This window comes from Thiocapsa bogorovii (genome assembly GCF_021228795.1).
GTDB lineage: Bacteria > Pseudomonadota > Gammaproteobacteria > Chromatiales > Chromatiaceae > Thiocapsa > Thiocapsa bogorovii.
In genome coordinates, this window is record NZ_CP089309.1 from 3,486,724 (window position 1) to 3,502,178 (window position 15,455).

A 15,455-nucleotide genomic window follows, 5' to 3' on the forward strand; every position below is an offset into this window, starting at 1 on the left:
CGGGTAGCGCAGCATCCCCCGACACGCTGTTTCCGACCTCTCGCACGGCCGTGGACTACCGGCGACCACGGACCCGGTCGCGCTCCAGGATGACCAAGGCGATCCCGCCCAGCACCGCTGCCGAGGCCAACACGAGACGCAGCGTGATGGGCTCGCCGAGCAGGGCGACGCCGCCGATCGCGACGATCACGGGCACGCTGAGCTGGACCGTGGCCGCGCTCGTTGACCGCAACAACGGCAGCACGCGGTACCAGAGGGCATAGCCGAGTGCCGAGGTCAGCGCACCCGAGGCGACGGCATACCCCGCGCCGAGCGCATCGACCGAGACGGCTGCGAGCGTCAGCAGGCTCAACAGCGCCGTGATGGGCACGGTCAGCAGAAAGTTGCCGGCCGTGACGCGAATCGGGTCGCCTGCGCCCTTGCCGCGAACCGAGTAGACTCCCCAGGCCATGCCGGCGCCGATCATCATGAGCGCGCCCCCCAGCGGCGGTGCGGACAGACCGGGCATCAGCAGGCCGACGAGTCCGCCGAAGGCCAAGGCGACGCCGATGATCTGAACACCGTCGAGCCGTTCGCCGCTGCGCAGGCCGAGTCCGATCATGGTCACCTGCACGGCACCGAACAAGAGCAGCGCGCCGGTCGCCGCGGTCAAGCTCAAATAGGCGAACGAGAAGAGTGCCGCGTAGCCGAACAGGGCGAAGGCCGAAGGCCAATTTCCCACACCCGCACGTGTCTTGCCGGTCAGCCAGACGAGCAGCCAGAGCATCAGCGCGCCCGAGATCAATCGGATCGAGGTGAAACTGGCTGCATCGATCGCCGTGTCGCGCAGTGCTGCCCGGCACAGCCACGAGTTCGCAGCGAGAGGGATCATCGCGAACGCGGTCAGCAGGATCAGGCGTGGGTTGGTCATGGCTGTGTGGGCACCTTGGTCTTAGGCAAATGTCGGGAAAGATGATGCCAAGCTGCGCGTGGCACATCCAGGCGTTGGCGCAGACTGTGCCGCCGATCGTCAGCTCAAACCACGGGTACTGACTCTATCGGAAATCGGCTTGTTCTTGATCCCCCGGATCGGGAGCCGATAAACTCGTCATCGATCTGGTCATTTGTCGCCGTAGGAGGCTCTCGACCCATGTCTGGCCTGTTCTGGACGCTAACGCCCGCTTCAGCGAGCTTCTGGATGCCCGTGTGACGGATGGCCCCCAACTGGTCACGCGACGGGGTACCGAAACCGCCGTGCTGGTTCCAATCGATGAATGGCGCCGCCTTCAAGCGGCGGCCCGACCATCGCAGAAGCAGCTCTTGCTGACCGATGCTGCACGGACCGACATGCTGGTGCCGGGACAAGGCAAGGCTCGCCGCCGCCAAGCCTCGGCGCTGCGGTGATCCGCAATGTACCTGCCGGACGCCAACGTTGTCTCGGGGCTCCGCGAACCCAAGCCGCACGCCGCCATTGTTTCCTGGCTCAATTCAGTCGAGAACGGAATCCTGCATCTCGCCACCGTCACGCGTGGTGAAATCCAGGCCAGCGTTGAATTGACCCGTGATCAGGATCCCGAGAAAGCCACGGAGATTGAGTCCTTGCTTGATCTCGTGATGGACGTTACAACCTATTGAGGATGTGCGGCCCGGCGTTCCGCTGCTGGGCCAAGCCCATGCATCGGACAGCGGATACCCGCTACGAAGACGCGATGATTGCAGCGATTGCCAAGGTAAGGGGGCTGACCGTCGTCACGCGCAACGTTACCGACGTCTCCTCCTTCGATATTGGACTTCCCAATCCATTCGAATTCGGCTCGAAGCCCGGTGATGCGGACTGAAAAGGGGCTGTGCACGCGGGTTCGACGGCCCAGGTCGGATGATTGTCGCGGGACGCCATCAGCCGCTGCGCACCTGGGTGCCGCGTTTGTATGTCGTGGTCTCGAACCTATCCGAAAGGTGTCGGTTCCGATCGACCTCGCGGAGCCGCGTCCTTGTCCAGCCGCCATCTGACCGTCCGCGCCCTTGTGACCGGCGTGCTGCTCGGGATCCTGCTGACGCCCTGCAACATCTACTCCGGGCTGAAGATCGGTTGGTCGTTCAACGTCTCGATCATCGCTCTCTTGATTGCTTCGGGATTCTGGGCCCTGCTGGCCCGACTCGGTCTCGCTCGGGCGTTGGGTGCCGGCGAGGGCAACATCGCCCAGACGACGACCTCCTCGTCGGCGAACATCATCTCCGGCGGACTGGTTGCACCGATCCCCGCGCTGGCGATGCTCTCCGGGTCGAACCTTCCCCCCGTGCAACTGGTCGCGTGGGTGTTTGCGGTCAGCTTTCTGGGGATCTGGGTCGCTTGGTATCTTCGCGCCTCCTTAATACTTCGCTCCGGCTTGGCCTTTCCGACCGGCCGGGCGACGGCGGAGACCCTGATGGAGATCTTCAATCAGGGGCGCGAGGCCGCGCTGAAACTGCGTCTTTTGCTCGCGACGACCTGCGTTGCGGGCACGGTGAAATGGCTCGACGGGGGCTGGTTCAGCCTGCCGCGCCCGAGCCTCGGGTTCACCTTGCCGGTGGGCGGCGCGCTTTCCGGCTATTCCGGGATCAGCGCGAAGAACCTCACCTTTACGCTCGATCCTTCGCTCATGCTGGCCGGGTTCGGGGCCATCATCGGATTCCGCGCCGGGGTCTCGTTGCTGATGGGTGCGCTCCTCTCCTGGGGCGTACTGGGACCCTTGGGCTTGCACGCGGGATTCGTGACACCGGGCGAGTTGGACCCGGACGCGAGTTGGTTCCCAACCATGGTCGAGTGGCTTCTGTGGCCGGGCGTCGCCCTGATGGTTGCCTCGGCGCTGACGCGGTTTCTCTTGGACGGCATCGCCTCGAGGCGCCGTGCGGCCGCCGTCGCCGCCACGGGCGAGGGCGATGGTTACCGCACGGCGCGCCTCATCGGTCTCGCGGTGGCGAGCGCGCTGGTGGTGATCGCGCAAACGACGCTCTTCGATATCCGCTTGGGCATCGCCGTGCTGGCTGTCCCGATCGCCTTCCTGCTGGCGATGGTCGCCTCGCGGGTCGTCGGAGAGACCGGGATTCCACCCATCGGCGCGATCGGCAAGGTCTCGCAACTGGGCACCGGGATGATCGCGCCGGGCGAGATGACGGCCAACCTGATCGGCGCCAACGTTGCGGGCGGCGCGGCCGGGCAGAGCGCCGATCTGCTCAATGACTTCAAGGCGGGACAGGCCATCGGCGCCCCGCCGCAGCTGCAGGTCGTGGCCCAGTTCTTCGGGATCCTGACCGGAAGCCTCGTCGGCAGTCTGGTCTACCTGCGGTTGGTCCCGGATCCGGCGGGAATGCTCATCACCGAAGAATGGCCGGCCCCGGCCGTCGCGACCTGGAAGGTCGTGGCCGAGACCCTGAGTCACGGGCTCGGCTCCGTCCCCGCGAGCGCGCTTTGGGCGGTCGCGGTCGCCGGGGCCGTCGGGGTCGCCGCGTCGGTGGTGGAGCATCGACGCGGCCCGGCGTTGCTGCCGAGCATGCCCGCGCTGGGGCTCGCGATGGTGATTCCTGCATCCTTGTCGATCACGATGTTCTTCGGCAGTCTGGTCGCCTTGGCCGTGCAGCGCTGGAATCCGTCCCTGGCGCAGCGCTTCGTGATCGCGGCCGCCTCCGGGCTGATCGCGGGCGAGAGCCTGGCCGGCGTCGGGCGGGCGTTGTTGGGAGTCTTGGGTTGAGGATCCGCGTGTCGCACGCGCCGCGTCGCGCACAGGAGGGTTTCGAACATGCTGCATGAGGTCGTTGCCGTTTGGGCTGGAATATTGCGGCGTCTGAGATCGGCTTGGCGGCCGATGCTGGCCGTGAATCTGGCCTATACCGCCCTCGGCGTCGTCCTGCTCGCGCCTTTGCCCGGGATCCTGGCGCAACTGCTGATTCGCCTGTCCGGGGCCGAGGTGCTCGCCGATCAGGACATCGCCTACTTTCTGGTCACACCGTTCGGATTGGTCTCTCTGCTCCTGGTGGCGTCTGTCCTGGTCGCGATCGGAGCGCTCGCGCAGGCCTCGCTAATGTTCGTCGTCGCCGGGGTTGAATCCGGTGTCCGGCGCGAAAAACCGGCATTCGACGCGCTCCGGTTTGCGGCGTGGCGCATGGTACGCATTCTGGATTTCGCGCTGCGATTGGTCGTGCGCGTGCTTGTGCTGATGGCGCCTTTTCTGGCCATCGCAGCGGCGACGGCCTGGCTGTTGATCACGGAGCACGACATCAATTACTACCTCTCGACGCGTCCCTCGGCGTTTTGGATCGCGAGCACGATCGTCGGGATCGTCCTGCTGCTGATGTCGGCGCTCATCGTGCGCCGTCTCTTGGCCTGGTCGCTCGCACTGCCGCTGGTGCTCTTCGCCGGCACGTCTCCGGCGCGCTCGTTCGCCGAGAGCGAGCGGTTGACGCGGAGCAGGCGGTCGTTGGTGCTCGGCGTGATGGCGGTCTGGGGGGTGATCGTCGTGTTGCTCGGCGCCGCCGTGGTCGCCGTGATCCAGTGGCTCGGTGTCTTGATCGTGCCCCGATTCTTCGACGCACTGACGCTTCTGGTCATCGTGCTCGGTGGTCTCGTCGCGCTCTGGGCGGTGCTGAGCCTGCTGGCCGGAGCATTCAACGGGGCGACGTTTGCGCTGGCACAGGTCGAGCTGGCCAAACATCTGGACGCGCCGATCCGCTTGAGCGCTGTTTCGGCGGACCTGCCGGTCAAGATGCATTCACGCCGGGCGCTGGGTGTCGGGCGGGTCACGGCCCTCTTGGTCACGGTGGTGCTCGCCGCCGTGCTGACCGGCGTCTGGCTGGTGCGCGGCATCGAGGTCCGCGACTCGGTGACCATCGCCGCACATCGCGGTGCCGCCGGGAAGGCGCCCGAGAACACGCTGGCCGCGATGCGTCAGGCGATCGAGGACGGTACGGACTGGATCGAGATCGACGTGCAGGAGAGCGCCGACGGCGAGGTCGTCGTCTTTCACGACAGCGACTTCATGAAGCTGGCCGGGGTCCCGCTCAAGGTCTGGGATGGGACGCTGGAGCAGATCCGCGCCATCGACATCGGCAGTTGGTTCGGCCCGCAGTTCGCCGGCGAGCGGGTCCCGACGCTGCGCGAGGTCCTGGAGCTGGCACGCGGCAAGGTGCGGGTGGTGATCGAGCTCAAATATTACGGGCACGACCAGCGGCTCGAGGAGCGTGTCGCGGAGATCGTCGAGTCCACGGGCATGGTCGCGGACGTCGCGATCATGTCGCTGAACTACGAGGCCGTCCAAAGGATGCGCGCCCTCCGGCCCGATTGGCCCATCGGCCTGCTGTCGGCGACGGCCATCGGCGACCTGACCCGGCTCGACGCCGACTTCCTCGCGGTGAACATGGAGATGGCGAGCGCGGCCTTTGTCCGGCGCGCCCGTGCCGCCGGGAAGCAGGTCTTCGTCTGGACACCCAACGAACCGGTTGCCATGTCGCGGATGGTGTCGGTCGGTGTCGACGGTCTCATCACCGACGAACCGGAAATGGCACGCAACGTTGTCGAGGAGCGGGCGCGCATGACTCCGGCCGAACGCTTGTTGGTGCACGCCGCGGAGTTGTTCGGCCAACCACTACCCGAGCGGATCTATCGCGATGACTCGCCCTGATCGACGTCGATCCACCAGCGCACGCGTGTGGCCTGTCCCTCTGGTGGTCCATTGGCTCGTCGCCGGCGCCTTGTTCGCGGAAGAGTCTGTGCCCTTGGATCCCGCCGGAGACGCCCCTGCCATCGAAGCGCTGGAGCGGCAATTGGAGCTTGGTCGCCACGCGCGACCGGTAAGTGTCAAGGTAGTTGTCGCATCAATCATGTCATGTTCGTGTCGGCCTTCTCCTGTTCACGAGGGGGTTTTCCCGGGTTGAGCAAGACCGAAGCGGGCGGCGTCCAATTGCGGGTGGGTCCGGACCAGCGCGTCGGGTTGTCGTCTCTGGCGGCTTGATAGAGCGCGTCGCGCCGTGCCAGCAGGTCGACATCCTCGCCGCGATGGCGCTGTGCCGGGGTGACGAACTTCAGCGCGCTGTGCAGGTGGATGGTGTTGTACCAGGCGGTGAATGTCGTCATCCAGCGGCGTGCCGCCTCGACGCCGTCGAAGGGATCGGAGGGGAAGTCCGGGCGACCCTTGACGGTGTTGAACAGCGACTCCGAGTAGGGGTTGTCGTTGCTCACGGCCGGGCGACTGAAGGACGGCACGACCCCGAGGCGCTGGAGCATCACCAGCATGGTGGCGCCTTTCATCGGCGAGCCGTTGTCCGAGTGCAGGACCAGTGTGCCCGGGTGCACGCCTTCGCGCAGGTAGGCCTTGTGCAGGACGCTGGCGGCGTGCGCGGCGGACTCCTGCGGGTAGACCTCCCAGCCGACGATCTTGCGGCTGTAGACATCCATGATCAGGTACAGATAGAAGAACATCCCCTGCACGGTACTGGCCAGGTAGGTGATGTCCCAGCTCCAAACCCGATTCGGCCCGGTCGCCTCCAGCGGCTGCGGGCGCACCCGTGTCGGCGCCTTGGCGCGACCGCGGCGGGCGAGCTGCCCGGCGTCGCGCAGCACGCGGTAGAAGGTCGACTCGGATCCCAGGTAGCAGCCCTCGTCGGCCAGCGCCGGGACGATCTGATGCGGACTCAAGCTCGCGAACCTGGGCGCGTTGGCGGCTGTGAGGACGGCTTGTCGCTCGTGGGGCGAGAGCCGATTGGCCGGGGTGCGTACCGCGCCTTCGGTCCGGTGCTCGCGCGTGCGCCCGTCGCCGCCGATCGCCCCGTCGCGACGCCAGCGCTGCAGGGTGCGCTCGGACAGCCCCACGGCGGCGCAGGCGCGACTCAGGCGGGCGCCCTCGGCACAGGCTTGGGCGATGTACTCGCTCACTTGTACGCGCCGCTCATAGGCGAGCGAGCGTCCTCTGGCTCCTCCCAGATCGCCCGGACTTTTTTTTGGAGCACCAGCAACGTGGCGGCTTCGGCCAAGGCCCGGTCCTTGCGCTGCAACTCCCGACCCAGGCGCACGATCTCCGCCTGCTCGGCGCGCCGCTCGGCCCGCTCGGTCGTGCTCGTCAGCGGCGCATTGGCCTGCTGGCAGGTCGTGCGCCACGCGCTGATCTGCTCGGCGAACAGGCCCTTGCGCCGACAGTACGCGCCCAGCTCCAACTCATTGAGGGTGGCGGTCTCCATCACCACGGCAAACTTCTCCTCGCTGCCGAGCGTCCCGGCAGGCACCGTCGATGCCCGTGGTCGACGCGCCCGACCCAACGCCTCGCGCCGCCAGCCGTAGAGGGTGTCGCGCGGGATGCCGGTTTGCGCGGCCAACTGCGGGACGCCGACGTTGTTGGGCGGCAGTAGCTTCGTCAGGATGCTGTCTTTCAGTTCGCTCGAATAGGTTGTCATGTCGCTCGCCTTCTCATGCCTCGGGGCGCTTGCGCCGCGCCCTCCGGGTCAGCCGTCAGTCGCCCTTCGGGCTCCTTCCCGGCTGACCCCGGAGGGCGCAAAGCCCCGGGTCGGTGATGCCCCATCCTCCCACACATTCTCCCAAAGGGAGGCGACATCTATCCTGACACCTGGGGCGACTGGCCCGGATCAAGTCCGCCCCGGACAGTCGTCTCGCAGAGTTCACCACCGACGGGTGCAGCGGCGGTCTCTCGGCGGGCTGGGAGTCGCTCGCGGCCTGGCTCGCCGAGTTCCGCGCGGTCCATGGCGACCGTCCGCCCTGGGAGTCCTGCTGCATCGCCCACGATCGGCTCTACCACGCGGGCGGGCCACGCGATGCGTCGCCCGAGGACAGCTTCGAGGCCCGCCGCTCCGCGGATCTGGCCCTGCGAGATTGCGTGATCGAGACCGGAGCCCGGAGGGCCCCGGCGCTGAGTGCCCAGTATCATCTCACCGAGGGTCAGATCGCGGGAATCTATGCCGCGGTGGCGGATCTGATGTACCGCTCGGTCCGGTTGGGCGGTATCCCCTGCAGCGACCTGCCGTGGCGTTGGGGATACGGCTGGCCGGCATGCGAGTGACGACTTTTCGATGCCGTCGGCGCAGGGGAATCGGAGGCCAAATCAATGCGTACCACGGAGACGTCGCCGATGCGGATACCTATACAGAGGCGCTCCTGCGAGCGCTTGGCGACCGCCGCCTGTCTCCTGCTCATGGCTGCGTCCGCGGAGGCCGATACGATCTTGATCAGTGACCAGGACGCCTTTGATCCTAAAAAACCCTCCTCGGGGCGCGCCCCGCTCCTGTAGGCGCACAAACTCCTTTCGACATAGACTTGGGGCGCCTTCGAGAGCCGAGGCCGTCTGCTTTTTGCTGGCGTTGACCCCGTAAAAAAACGTGGCCCGGGGACCGTTGCGAGTCTGCGTGTGGTGACTCCGTTCGGCGATCCCGAATAGGAAGGTGATTGATCTCGCTGTCCCTGCTCTCGATCCTGTTCGACTGTCGAGGGCCATGTCATGAAGCCGATCCCGTCCAAGAAGAGCCGTTGTGCCAAATCGCTGTCCACCGTCAATCCCCGTGCGGCGGGGATCGACGTCGGTGCGAGATGGAGTGGACGCTTTCGGCTCTTGACTAAGCGTCTTGGTCGCACACTTGATGTCCCCCGGGACGGTAGAGCTGAACGGTCTCCTGCTCGTTGGCGTTGTTGCGCGCGACGATGGCGAGCGCGGGCTCGGTGTCGCTCAGATTTCGGGGTTGGTGGGGGACACCGGCCGGGATGAAGATGAAATCACCTTCGTTGTTGATGACGGACTGGCGTAGGTTCTCGCCGTAACGCGTCTCGACGCGGCCCTTGAGGAGATAGATGGCGGTTTCAAAGCCCACGTGCAGATGGGGTTCGGCTTCCCCCACGGGCGGGATGACCACCAGGTTCATCGAGATCCCCGCAGCGCCGGCCGTGGCCTCGGAAATGCCTACGAAATTGGGCAGTCGCTGAAGCGTTTCGGTGGGAAGCTCGGGGCGGACCGTCACGATCTCTGTGCTCATGACTTGCGTTGCCTCTGGGTTGTCGCCGTTGCGCGGATCATGGGGGTTGCGTCGCGTCGTGAGAAGGCGGCGCGGGGCGCGTATGGATCATCCGTCGCTCGGTCCCTCCGCCCGCATAGGTTATCGTCCGCGGTCGCCTCGCATGCGGGTCCGCGAACATTCAAACGACAGGGTCCCGAGGCCTGCCTAATCAGCGGGCTCGCCGGGCGACGGGCAGGGATAGAGACGCGCCAGGATCTCCGGCACCGCCAGGTCGACGTCGACAGATCGGTCCGGGAGCGTGCGCAGCTCCGCAACCACACGGGTGGCGATCCGCTCCACCGGCTCGCCGTCCGGAGGGCACCAACTAGGCATCTAGGGCGGTCCGGCTTTGCAGCCGCAGGGGGCTCCGTACCATTCCCACATCGCCGCATCCACGCCTCGGTCGCCGCGTGCGGCGCCACGGTCGCAGGCATCCAGCACTTGCCCCACGGTCGGGCCGGCCGCCGCGGGCATGCTGCGCACGACCCCCAGGTGTCAGGATAGATGTCGCCTCCCTTTGGGAGAATGTGTGGGAGGATGGGGCATCACCGACCCGGGGCTTTGCGCCCTCCGGGGTCAGCCGGGAAGGAGCCCGAAGGGCGACTGACGGCTGACCCGGAGGGCGCGGCGCAAGCGCCCCGAGGCATGAGAAGGCGAGCGACATGACAACCTATTCGAGCGAACTGAAAGACAGCATCCTGACGAAGCTACTGCCGCCCAACAACGTCGGCGTCCCGCAGTTGGCCGCGCAAACCGGCATCCCGCGCGACACCCTCTACGGCTGGCGGCGCGAGGCGTTGGGTCGGGCGCGTCGACCACGGGCATCGACGGTGCCTGCCGGGACGCTCGGCAGCGAGGAGAAGTTTGCCGTGGTGATGGAGACCGCCACCCTCAATGAGTTGGAGCTGGGCGCGTACTGTCGGCGCAAGGGCCTGTTCGCCGAGCAGATCAGCGCGTGGCGCACGACCTGCCAGCAGGCCAATGCGCCGCTGACGAGCACGACCGAGCGGGCCGAGCGGCGCGCCGAGCAGGCGGAGATCGTGCGCCTGGGTCGGGAGTTGCAGCGCAAGGACCGGGCCTTGGCCGAAGCCGCCACGTTGCTGGTGCTCCAAAAAAGTCCGGGCGATCTGGGAGGAGCCAGAGGACGCTCGCTCGCCTATGAGCGGCGCGTACAAGTGAGCGAGTACATCGCCCAAGCCTGTGCCGAGGGCGCCCGCCTGAGTCGCGCCTGCGCCGCCGTGGGGCTGTCCGAGCGCACCCTGCAGCGCTGGCGTCGCGACGGGGCGATCGGCGGCGACGGGCGCACGCGCGAGCACCGGACCGAAGGCGCGGTACGCACCCCGGCCAATCGGCTCTCGCCCCACGAGCGACAAGCCGTCCTCACAGCCGCCAACGCGCCCAGGTTCGCGAGCTTGAGTCCGCATCAGATCGTCCCGGCGCTGGCCGACGAGGGCTGCTACCTGGGATCCGAGTCGACCTTCTACCGCGTGCTGCGCGACGCCGGGCAGCTCGCCCGCCGCGGTCGCGCCAAGGCGCCGACACGGGTGCGCCCGCAGCCGCTGGAGGCGACCGGGCCGAATCGGGTTTGGAGCTGGGACATCACCTACCTGGCCAGTACCGTGCAGGGGATGTTCTTCTATCTGTACCTGATCATGGATGTCTACAGCCGCAAGATCGTCGGCTGGGAGGTCTACCCGCAGGAGTCCGCCGCGCACGCCGCCAGCGTCCTGCACAAGGCCTACCTGCGCGAAGGCGTGCACCGGGCACACTGGTCCTGCACTCGGACAACGGCTCGCCGATGAAAGGCGCCACCATGCTGGTGATGCTCCAGCGCCTCGGGGTCGTGCCGTCCTTCAGTCGCCCGGCCGTGAGCAACGACAACCCCTACTCGGAGTCGCTGTTCAACACCGTCAAGGGTCGCCCGGACTTCCCCTCCGATCCCTTCGACGGCGTCGAGGCGGCACGCCGCTGGATGACGACATTCACCGCCTGGTACAACACCATCCACCTGCACAGCGCGCTGAAGTTCGTCACCCCGGCACAGCGCCATCGCGGCGAGGATGTCGACCTGCTGGCACGGCGCGACGCGCTCTATCAAGCCGCCAGAGACGACAACCCGACGCGCTGGTCCGGACCCACCCGCAATTGGACGCCGCCCGCTTCGGTCTTGCTCAACCCGGGAAAACCCCCTCGTGAACAGGAGAAGGCCGACACGAACATGACATGATTGATGCGACAACTACCTTGACACTTACCGCGACGCACACGAGCAACAATGGCCAGATGAGACCCGCGAGGCGAGCACGCGGTTCGAGGTGCGCTGGTTGGCGTGACGAGTCGGTCATTCGAGAGGGTTCCTCCGGGCTGTCGAGAGATGTGGTTGCACCGATTCGCCAGCCAAGGGGCCGTTCAACTACCGGGTCTAGGATGATCGGCCGAGCGAAGAACCGACTGAAGTCGGCGTACCCGGGCAGCGACTGAAGTCGGCAGACCGGCTTTCGGGTTTTCCGGTTTCAACCGGCACCGGGACAGCCCCACAACTCCAACGCCGGGCGGTCCGCCCGCGGCGGACCGACCCAGTGACCGATGGGGTGACAGACCCCGTCGACGCAGAGATCGTAGTCCCCCGCTTCCGGGGTGCGGGCCAGGCGCAGAGGGGAGAGCGGCTGCAGATCCACCCGGTAGTGCCACACGCCATCGCGCAGCTCGGCGCCCTCCGGCGGCTCCATGCCGGCGCCTGAGCCCTGGATGCGTGCCTCTCGCAGAACCAGCCCATCCGCTGTGACGCGGTAGTCCTCTTCCCAGCGCACGTGCTCGATACTGTGCGACCAGGTCAGGGTGAAATTACGCATGGGCAGCGTGGCCCACACGACCCCGGCCAGTCCGAGGCACAGGCCGGTCACGCCTGCGCCACGCTCCGTCGCCGGCCGCGCCAGAGGTGCTGCGCGACCAGCAGGGCACCAAGTCCGAGACCCAGCTCGTCGGTTGACGGTAAGGCCAGGATCAGCGCGACCCCGGCGGCCAAGGCGAGCAGGCGCTCCCACCAGGCCAAGCGGTACATGAACCAGCCGATGGAGGCCGCTCCCCAGAGCCCGATGGCGAAGGCGGCCTTGAGGACGATGTAGAGGACTGCGACCCAACCCCCGCCTTGCAGCATGAGTGCAGGATCGTAGACAGCCATGAAGGGCACCACGAAACCGGCCAGGGCGATGCGCACCGCCCAAAGGCTGATCTTGAGCCCGCGCTCGCCGGCGATGGGCGCGGCAGCGAAGCAGGCGAGGGCGACCGGCGGGGTCAGGTCGGCGAGGATGCCGAAATAGAAGACGAACATGTGGGAGACGATCAACGGCACGCCCAGGTCCAGCAGCGCCGGGGCGGCGATCGAGCTGGTGATGATGTAGTTGGGGATGGTCGGGATGCCCATACCCAGCACCAGACAGGTGATCATGGTCAGCACCAGCGACAGGAAGAGGTTGTCTCGCCCGATGGCCAGGATGAAGCCGGCGAAGGTCGACGCGACCCCGGTCAGGGACACCACGCCGATGATGACCCCGACCAGAACGCAGGCGATGCCGACGGGCACCGCGTGGCGTGGCCCCTCGGCCAGGGCATCGCGACAGATGCGAAGCGTCTCCCGCCCACCTTTCACGAACCAACATCCCGCCACGAGGGCCCCGATGACGCCGAAGATCACCCCGATACCGAGTTGGAAGAACCCGGCGCAGAGGATCCCCAGTGAGATCCAGAAGGCGATCCGCAGGCCCAGCGAGGACACGCGCAGTATGAGTGCGGAGCCGAGGATGACGATGGCCGTCAGGGCCAGTCCGACGGTGCCCGCGAACAGCGGCGTGCGACCGGAGAAGAGCAGCCAGATCAGGACGCCCAAGGGGATGAGCAAAAACCAGCGTGCGCGTACCGCCGCCCAGGGGTCGGGACACTCGTCCTTGGGTAGTCCCGCCAGGCCGGCGCGCTTGGCCTCCAGGTGGACCATCCAGAACACCGAGCCGAAGTAGAGCAATGCCGGTACCAGGGCGGCCTTCGCGATCTCGTGGAAGGGCACGTCGATGGTCTCGGCCATGATGAAGGCCACCGCGCCCATGACAGGCGGCATCAACTGACTGCCCATGCTCGAGGTCGCCTCCACCCCGCCGGCGAAGGCTGGGCGGTAGCCGAAGCGTTTCATCAGCGGGATGGTGAACTGGCCGGTGGTGACCACGTTGGCGACCCCGGAGCCGGTGATGGTTCCCATCAGCGCGGAAGAGACCACCGAGACCTTGGCCGGCCCGCCAGTCTTATGGCCGAAGTAGCCCATCGCGAAGTCGGTGAAGAGGCGAATCATCCCCGCCTGTTCCAGAAAGGCCCCGAACAGGATGAACAGAAAGATGTAGGTGGCCGAGACGTAGGTCGGGATCCCGTACAGGCCCTCGGTGCCGAAGGAGAGCTGGTTGATTACCTGATCCAGGCCATAGCCGCGGTGCGCGAAATCCCCCGGCAGGTTCTGGCCGAACAGGGCGTAGGCCAGGAAGAGACCGCAGATCAGCGGCAAGGCGATGCCCATGACCCGCCGCGCGGCCTCGAAGACCAGCGCCAGGACCAGAATCCCCATGACCATGTCGGCGTCGGTCAGCTCCCCGGAACGCTGAATCAGGTCCGCCTCGAAGAACCACTGATAGGCCGCGGTAGCCATACCGGCCAGCCCCAACAGCCAGGCCAAGGGTTGCCAGGGCCGACCGCGTCCGCGGGTCGGATAGGCCAGGAACACCATGAGCAGCAGGAAGCCCACGTGCACGGCCCGCAGCACTTGAGTGGAGACCGGATGGAAGGCCGCGGTGACGATTTGAAAGACCGAGAAGAGGATGGCGACCGCGAAGATCGCGCGAGGCCATTCGGCGGGGCTTGCGGCCAGGGCGGGTTGATGTTCACTCATGAGCGGCCTCCTCGAATCTTGGGCCCGGTCCGATCCCGTCGCGGTGTGGATCAGTACCGATTCAGAACCAAGGCGAGCACCTTGATTGACGGGTCGGCTTGGGTGAGCGGAGCGAACCCCGGCATCCCCGGCGGCGGCGTCTCACCGGGGTTCGCAAGCTCACCCCGGGCTACAGAGCTCCGACCTCCTTGTAATAGCGCTCCGCCCCGGGGTGCAGCGGGATCGGCAGATTCTTCGCGGCCGTCTCCAGTTTGATCCCCTTGGCCGCCGCGTGAGCCGAGATCAGGCGGTCGAGGTTGGTGAACATGAGCTTGGTCATCTCGTAGGCCAGTTCGTCCGAGACCCCGCTCTGGGTGACGAAGATATTCGCGATTGCGGCGGTGGGAACGGCCTCGGTCTGGCCATCGTAGGTGTTCGCGGGGATCACCCCCGGCTGGTAGGCGGCACTGCCGATCTTCTCGACCACCTCGGCGGGCACCGGGATGAAACGCACCGACATTGTGGCGGCCAAGTCTCGAAAGGCGGCCATGCCCAGGCCGGAGGATTGCAGCGTGGCATCGAGCTGGCGGTTCTTGATCAGCTCCACGGAGTCCCCGTAAGGTAGAAACTCGACCTTCCCCATGTCGTCGTAGGTCAACCCCGCGGCCTTGAAGATGGCACGTGCGTTCAGCTCGGTGCCGGACTTGGGTGCGCCCACGGAGATGCTTTTGCCCTTGAGATCAGCCAGGGTCTCGATGCCGGAATCCGCGTTGGCCACGATTTGGATGTAGTTCGAGTACCCCGCGCCGATGGCCCGCAGGTTATCCAGGGGCGCCTTGAACCCCGCCTCCGCCTCGCCCGCCCAAGCGTCCGCCACCGCGTCGCCTAGGGCCAGGGCCAGCTCGCCGCGACCGGCCTGGAGCAGGTTGAGGTTCTCCACAGAAGCCTTGGTGGCCTGCACCGAGGGCTTTGAGCCCTCGATCCCCTCGCCGTAGATCTGGGACAGCGCGACGCCGATCGGGTAATAGATCCCGCTGGTCCCGCCGGTGAGGATGTTGATGAAGGTCGGCGCGCCTAAGGCCGCGGTACTTGCCGCCAGCGCGGCCGCTGCCGCGATCAGGCCCAGACGGTTGAGTGTGGTCATCGGGATCTCCTGTGGTGGTCGGGAAAAGGCGTCAATCCTCGCGGCCGAAGAAACAGCCGAGGTCGATCTCGGCGGCGTCGAAGGGCGGTCTGCGGGCGTTGTCCGATGTCGTGCCGTGGGGGTACTTCGGTCGAGAAGACGACGTGGTCGCTCCCGCTGTCGAGCCTATAGGCGAGCAGGCTCCGGTCTTCGGGCGAGAGGATCCAAGAATGGGGAACGCCGGCGCGCTGGAGCAGCATCAGGTGGTGCATGAGGTCCTTGCTTCCATCATGAAACGCCCGGTGTCCGGATTGCAGCTCGCCGACTAAACCGCGTCTTGGAGTGGCCCGTGTTGTTTTGAATTGGATCAGCTTCGGCTGAATCCATGAACCTCGGAGCTGATGCGGCTTAGCCCTGCCACGC

The 15,455-nt window shown here is 66.6% G+C and carries 15 protein-coding genes; 8 read left to right on the plus strand and 7 right to left on the minus strand.

Annotated elements, in window-relative coordinates:
• Positions 1 to 55 precede the first annotated feature (55 nt).
• On the minus strand, positions 56 to 910 hold the full coding sequence (locus LT988_RS15640) for a DMT family transporter (RefSeq protein WP_232406466.1): 855 nt from the start codon (positions 908 to 910) through the stop codon (positions 56 to 58).
• 191 nt (positions 911 to 1,101) lie between these two features.
• Between LT988_RS15640 and LT988_RS15645 the strand changes: the two genes are divergently transcribed.
• The 5 genes from LT988_RS15645 to LT988_RS15660 all read left to right on the plus strand — a co-directional run bounded on the left by LT988_RS15645 (position 1,102) and on the right by LT988_RS15660 (position 5,633).
• Positions 1,102 to 1,383, plus strand: coding sequence for a type II toxin-antitoxin system Phd/YefM family antitoxin (locus LT988_RS15645; protein WP_269752146.1), 282 nt, complete (start codon positions 1,102 to 1,104; stop codon positions 1,381 to 1,383).
• 6 nt (positions 1,384 to 1,389) lie between these two features.
• Entirely contained in the window at positions 1,390 to 1,614 is a 225-nt protein-coding gene (locus LT988_RS15650) for a PIN domain-containing protein (protein WP_232406468.1), read from the plus strand.
• Positions 1,615 to 1,688: 74 nt separating this feature from the next.
• Complete coding sequence (locus LT988_RS25285) at positions 1,689 to 1,817, plus strand: PIN domain-containing protein (protein WP_269752052.1); 129 nt, start codon at positions 1,689 to 1,691, stop codon at positions 1,815 to 1,817.
• A 153-nt stretch (positions 1,818 to 1,970) separates the two neighbouring features.
• Positions 1,971 to 3,707 (plus strand): OPT/YSL family transporter, encoded by a 1,737-nt coding sequence (locus LT988_RS15655; RefSeq protein ID WP_232406469.1) that lies wholly within the window; start codon positions 1,971 to 1,973, stop codon positions 3,705 to 3,707.
• 48 nt (positions 3,708 to 3,755) lie between these two features.
• The gene (locus LT988_RS15660; protein ID WP_232406470.1) at positions 3,756 to 5,633 is read left to right on the plus strand and encodes a glycerophosphodiester phosphodiesterase; all 1,878 of its coding nucleotides are present in this window, start codon (positions 3,756 to 3,758) and stop codon (positions 5,631 to 5,633) included.
• A 197-nt stretch (positions 5,634 to 5,830) separates the two neighbouring features.
• Here the strand turns inward: LT988_RS15660 and LT988_RS15665 are convergent.
• Positions 5,831 to 7,398, minus strand: a protein-coding gene (locus tag LT988_RS15665) for an IS3 family transposase (RefSeq protein WP_232406471.1) whose coding sequence is annotated in 2 segments (ribosomal slippage) — positions 5,831 to 6,942 and positions 6,942 to 7,398 — 1,569 coding nt in all. Because the reading frame shifts where the segments join, the coding sequence is not laid out codon by codon here.
• Positions 7,399 to 7,835: 437 nt separating this feature from the next.
• Here LT988_RS15665 and LT988_RS15670 point away from each other — a divergent pair.
• Together LT988_RS15670 and LT988_RS15675 are read left to right on the plus strand one after the other, a co-directional pair.
• Positions 7,836 to 8,018, plus strand: a complete 183-nt coding sequence (locus tag LT988_RS15670; protein WP_232406472.1) for a hypothetical protein — start codon at positions 7,836 to 7,838, stop codon at positions 8,016 to 8,018.
• A gap of 69 nt (positions 8,019 to 8,087) precedes the next feature.
• A complete protein-coding gene (locus tag LT988_RS15675; RefSeq protein WP_232406473.1) occupies positions 8,088 to 8,246 on the plus strand; it encodes a hypothetical protein in 159 nt (52 codons plus the stop codon).
• Positions 8,247 to 8,568: 322 nt separating this feature from the next.
• Here the strand turns inward: LT988_RS15675 and LT988_RS15680 are convergent, their stop codons facing one another.
• A complete protein-coding gene (locus tag LT988_RS15680; RefSeq protein WP_232406474.1) occupies positions 8,569 to 8,982 on the minus strand; it encodes a cupin domain-containing protein in 414 nt (137 codons plus the stop codon).
• A 186-nt stretch (positions 8,983 to 9,168) separates the two neighbouring features.
• The gene (locus tag LT988_RS15685; protein WP_232406475.1) at positions 9,169 to 9,336 is read right to left on the minus strand and encodes a hypothetical protein; all 168 of its coding nucleotides are present in this window, start codon (positions 9,334 to 9,336) and stop codon (positions 9,169 to 9,171) included.
• A gap of 329 nt (positions 9,337 to 9,665) precedes the next feature.
• On the opposite strand from LT988_RS15685, the gene LT988_RS15690 reads away from it, so the two are divergent.
• A protein-coding gene (locus LT988_RS15690; protein WP_232406476.1) for an IS3 family transposase occupies positions 9,666 to 11,230 on the plus strand; the annotation gives its coding sequence in 2 pieces (ribosomal slippage) (positions 9,666 to 10,767 and positions 10,767 to 11,230; 1,566 coding nt in all).
• Between the two features lie 286 nt (positions 11,231 to 11,516).
• Here LT988_RS15690 and LT988_RS15695 read toward each other — a convergent pair.
• The 3 genes from LT988_RS15695 to LT988_RS15705 all read right to left on the minus strand — a co-directional run bounded on the left by LT988_RS15695 (position 11,517) and on the right by LT988_RS15705 (position 15,053).
• Entirely contained in the window at positions 11,517 to 11,906 is a 390-nt protein-coding gene (locus LT988_RS15695) for a DUF1850 domain-containing protein (RefSeq protein WP_232406477.1), read from the minus strand.
• A complete protein-coding gene (locus tag LT988_RS15700; protein WP_232406478.1) occupies positions 11,903 to 13,930 on the minus strand; it encodes a TRAP transporter permease in 2,028 nt (675 codons plus the stop codon). The genes LT988_RS15695 and LT988_RS15700 overlap by 4 nt, the downstream gene beginning before the upstream one ends.
• 169 nt (positions 13,931 to 14,099) lie before the next feature.
• Positions 14,100 to 15,053, minus strand: a complete 954-nt coding sequence (locus LT988_RS15705) for a TAXI family TRAP transporter solute-binding subunit (RefSeq protein ID WP_232406479.1) — start codon at positions 15,051 to 15,053, stop codon at positions 14,100 to 14,102.
• Positions 15,054 to 15,455 lie beyond the last annotated feature (402 nt).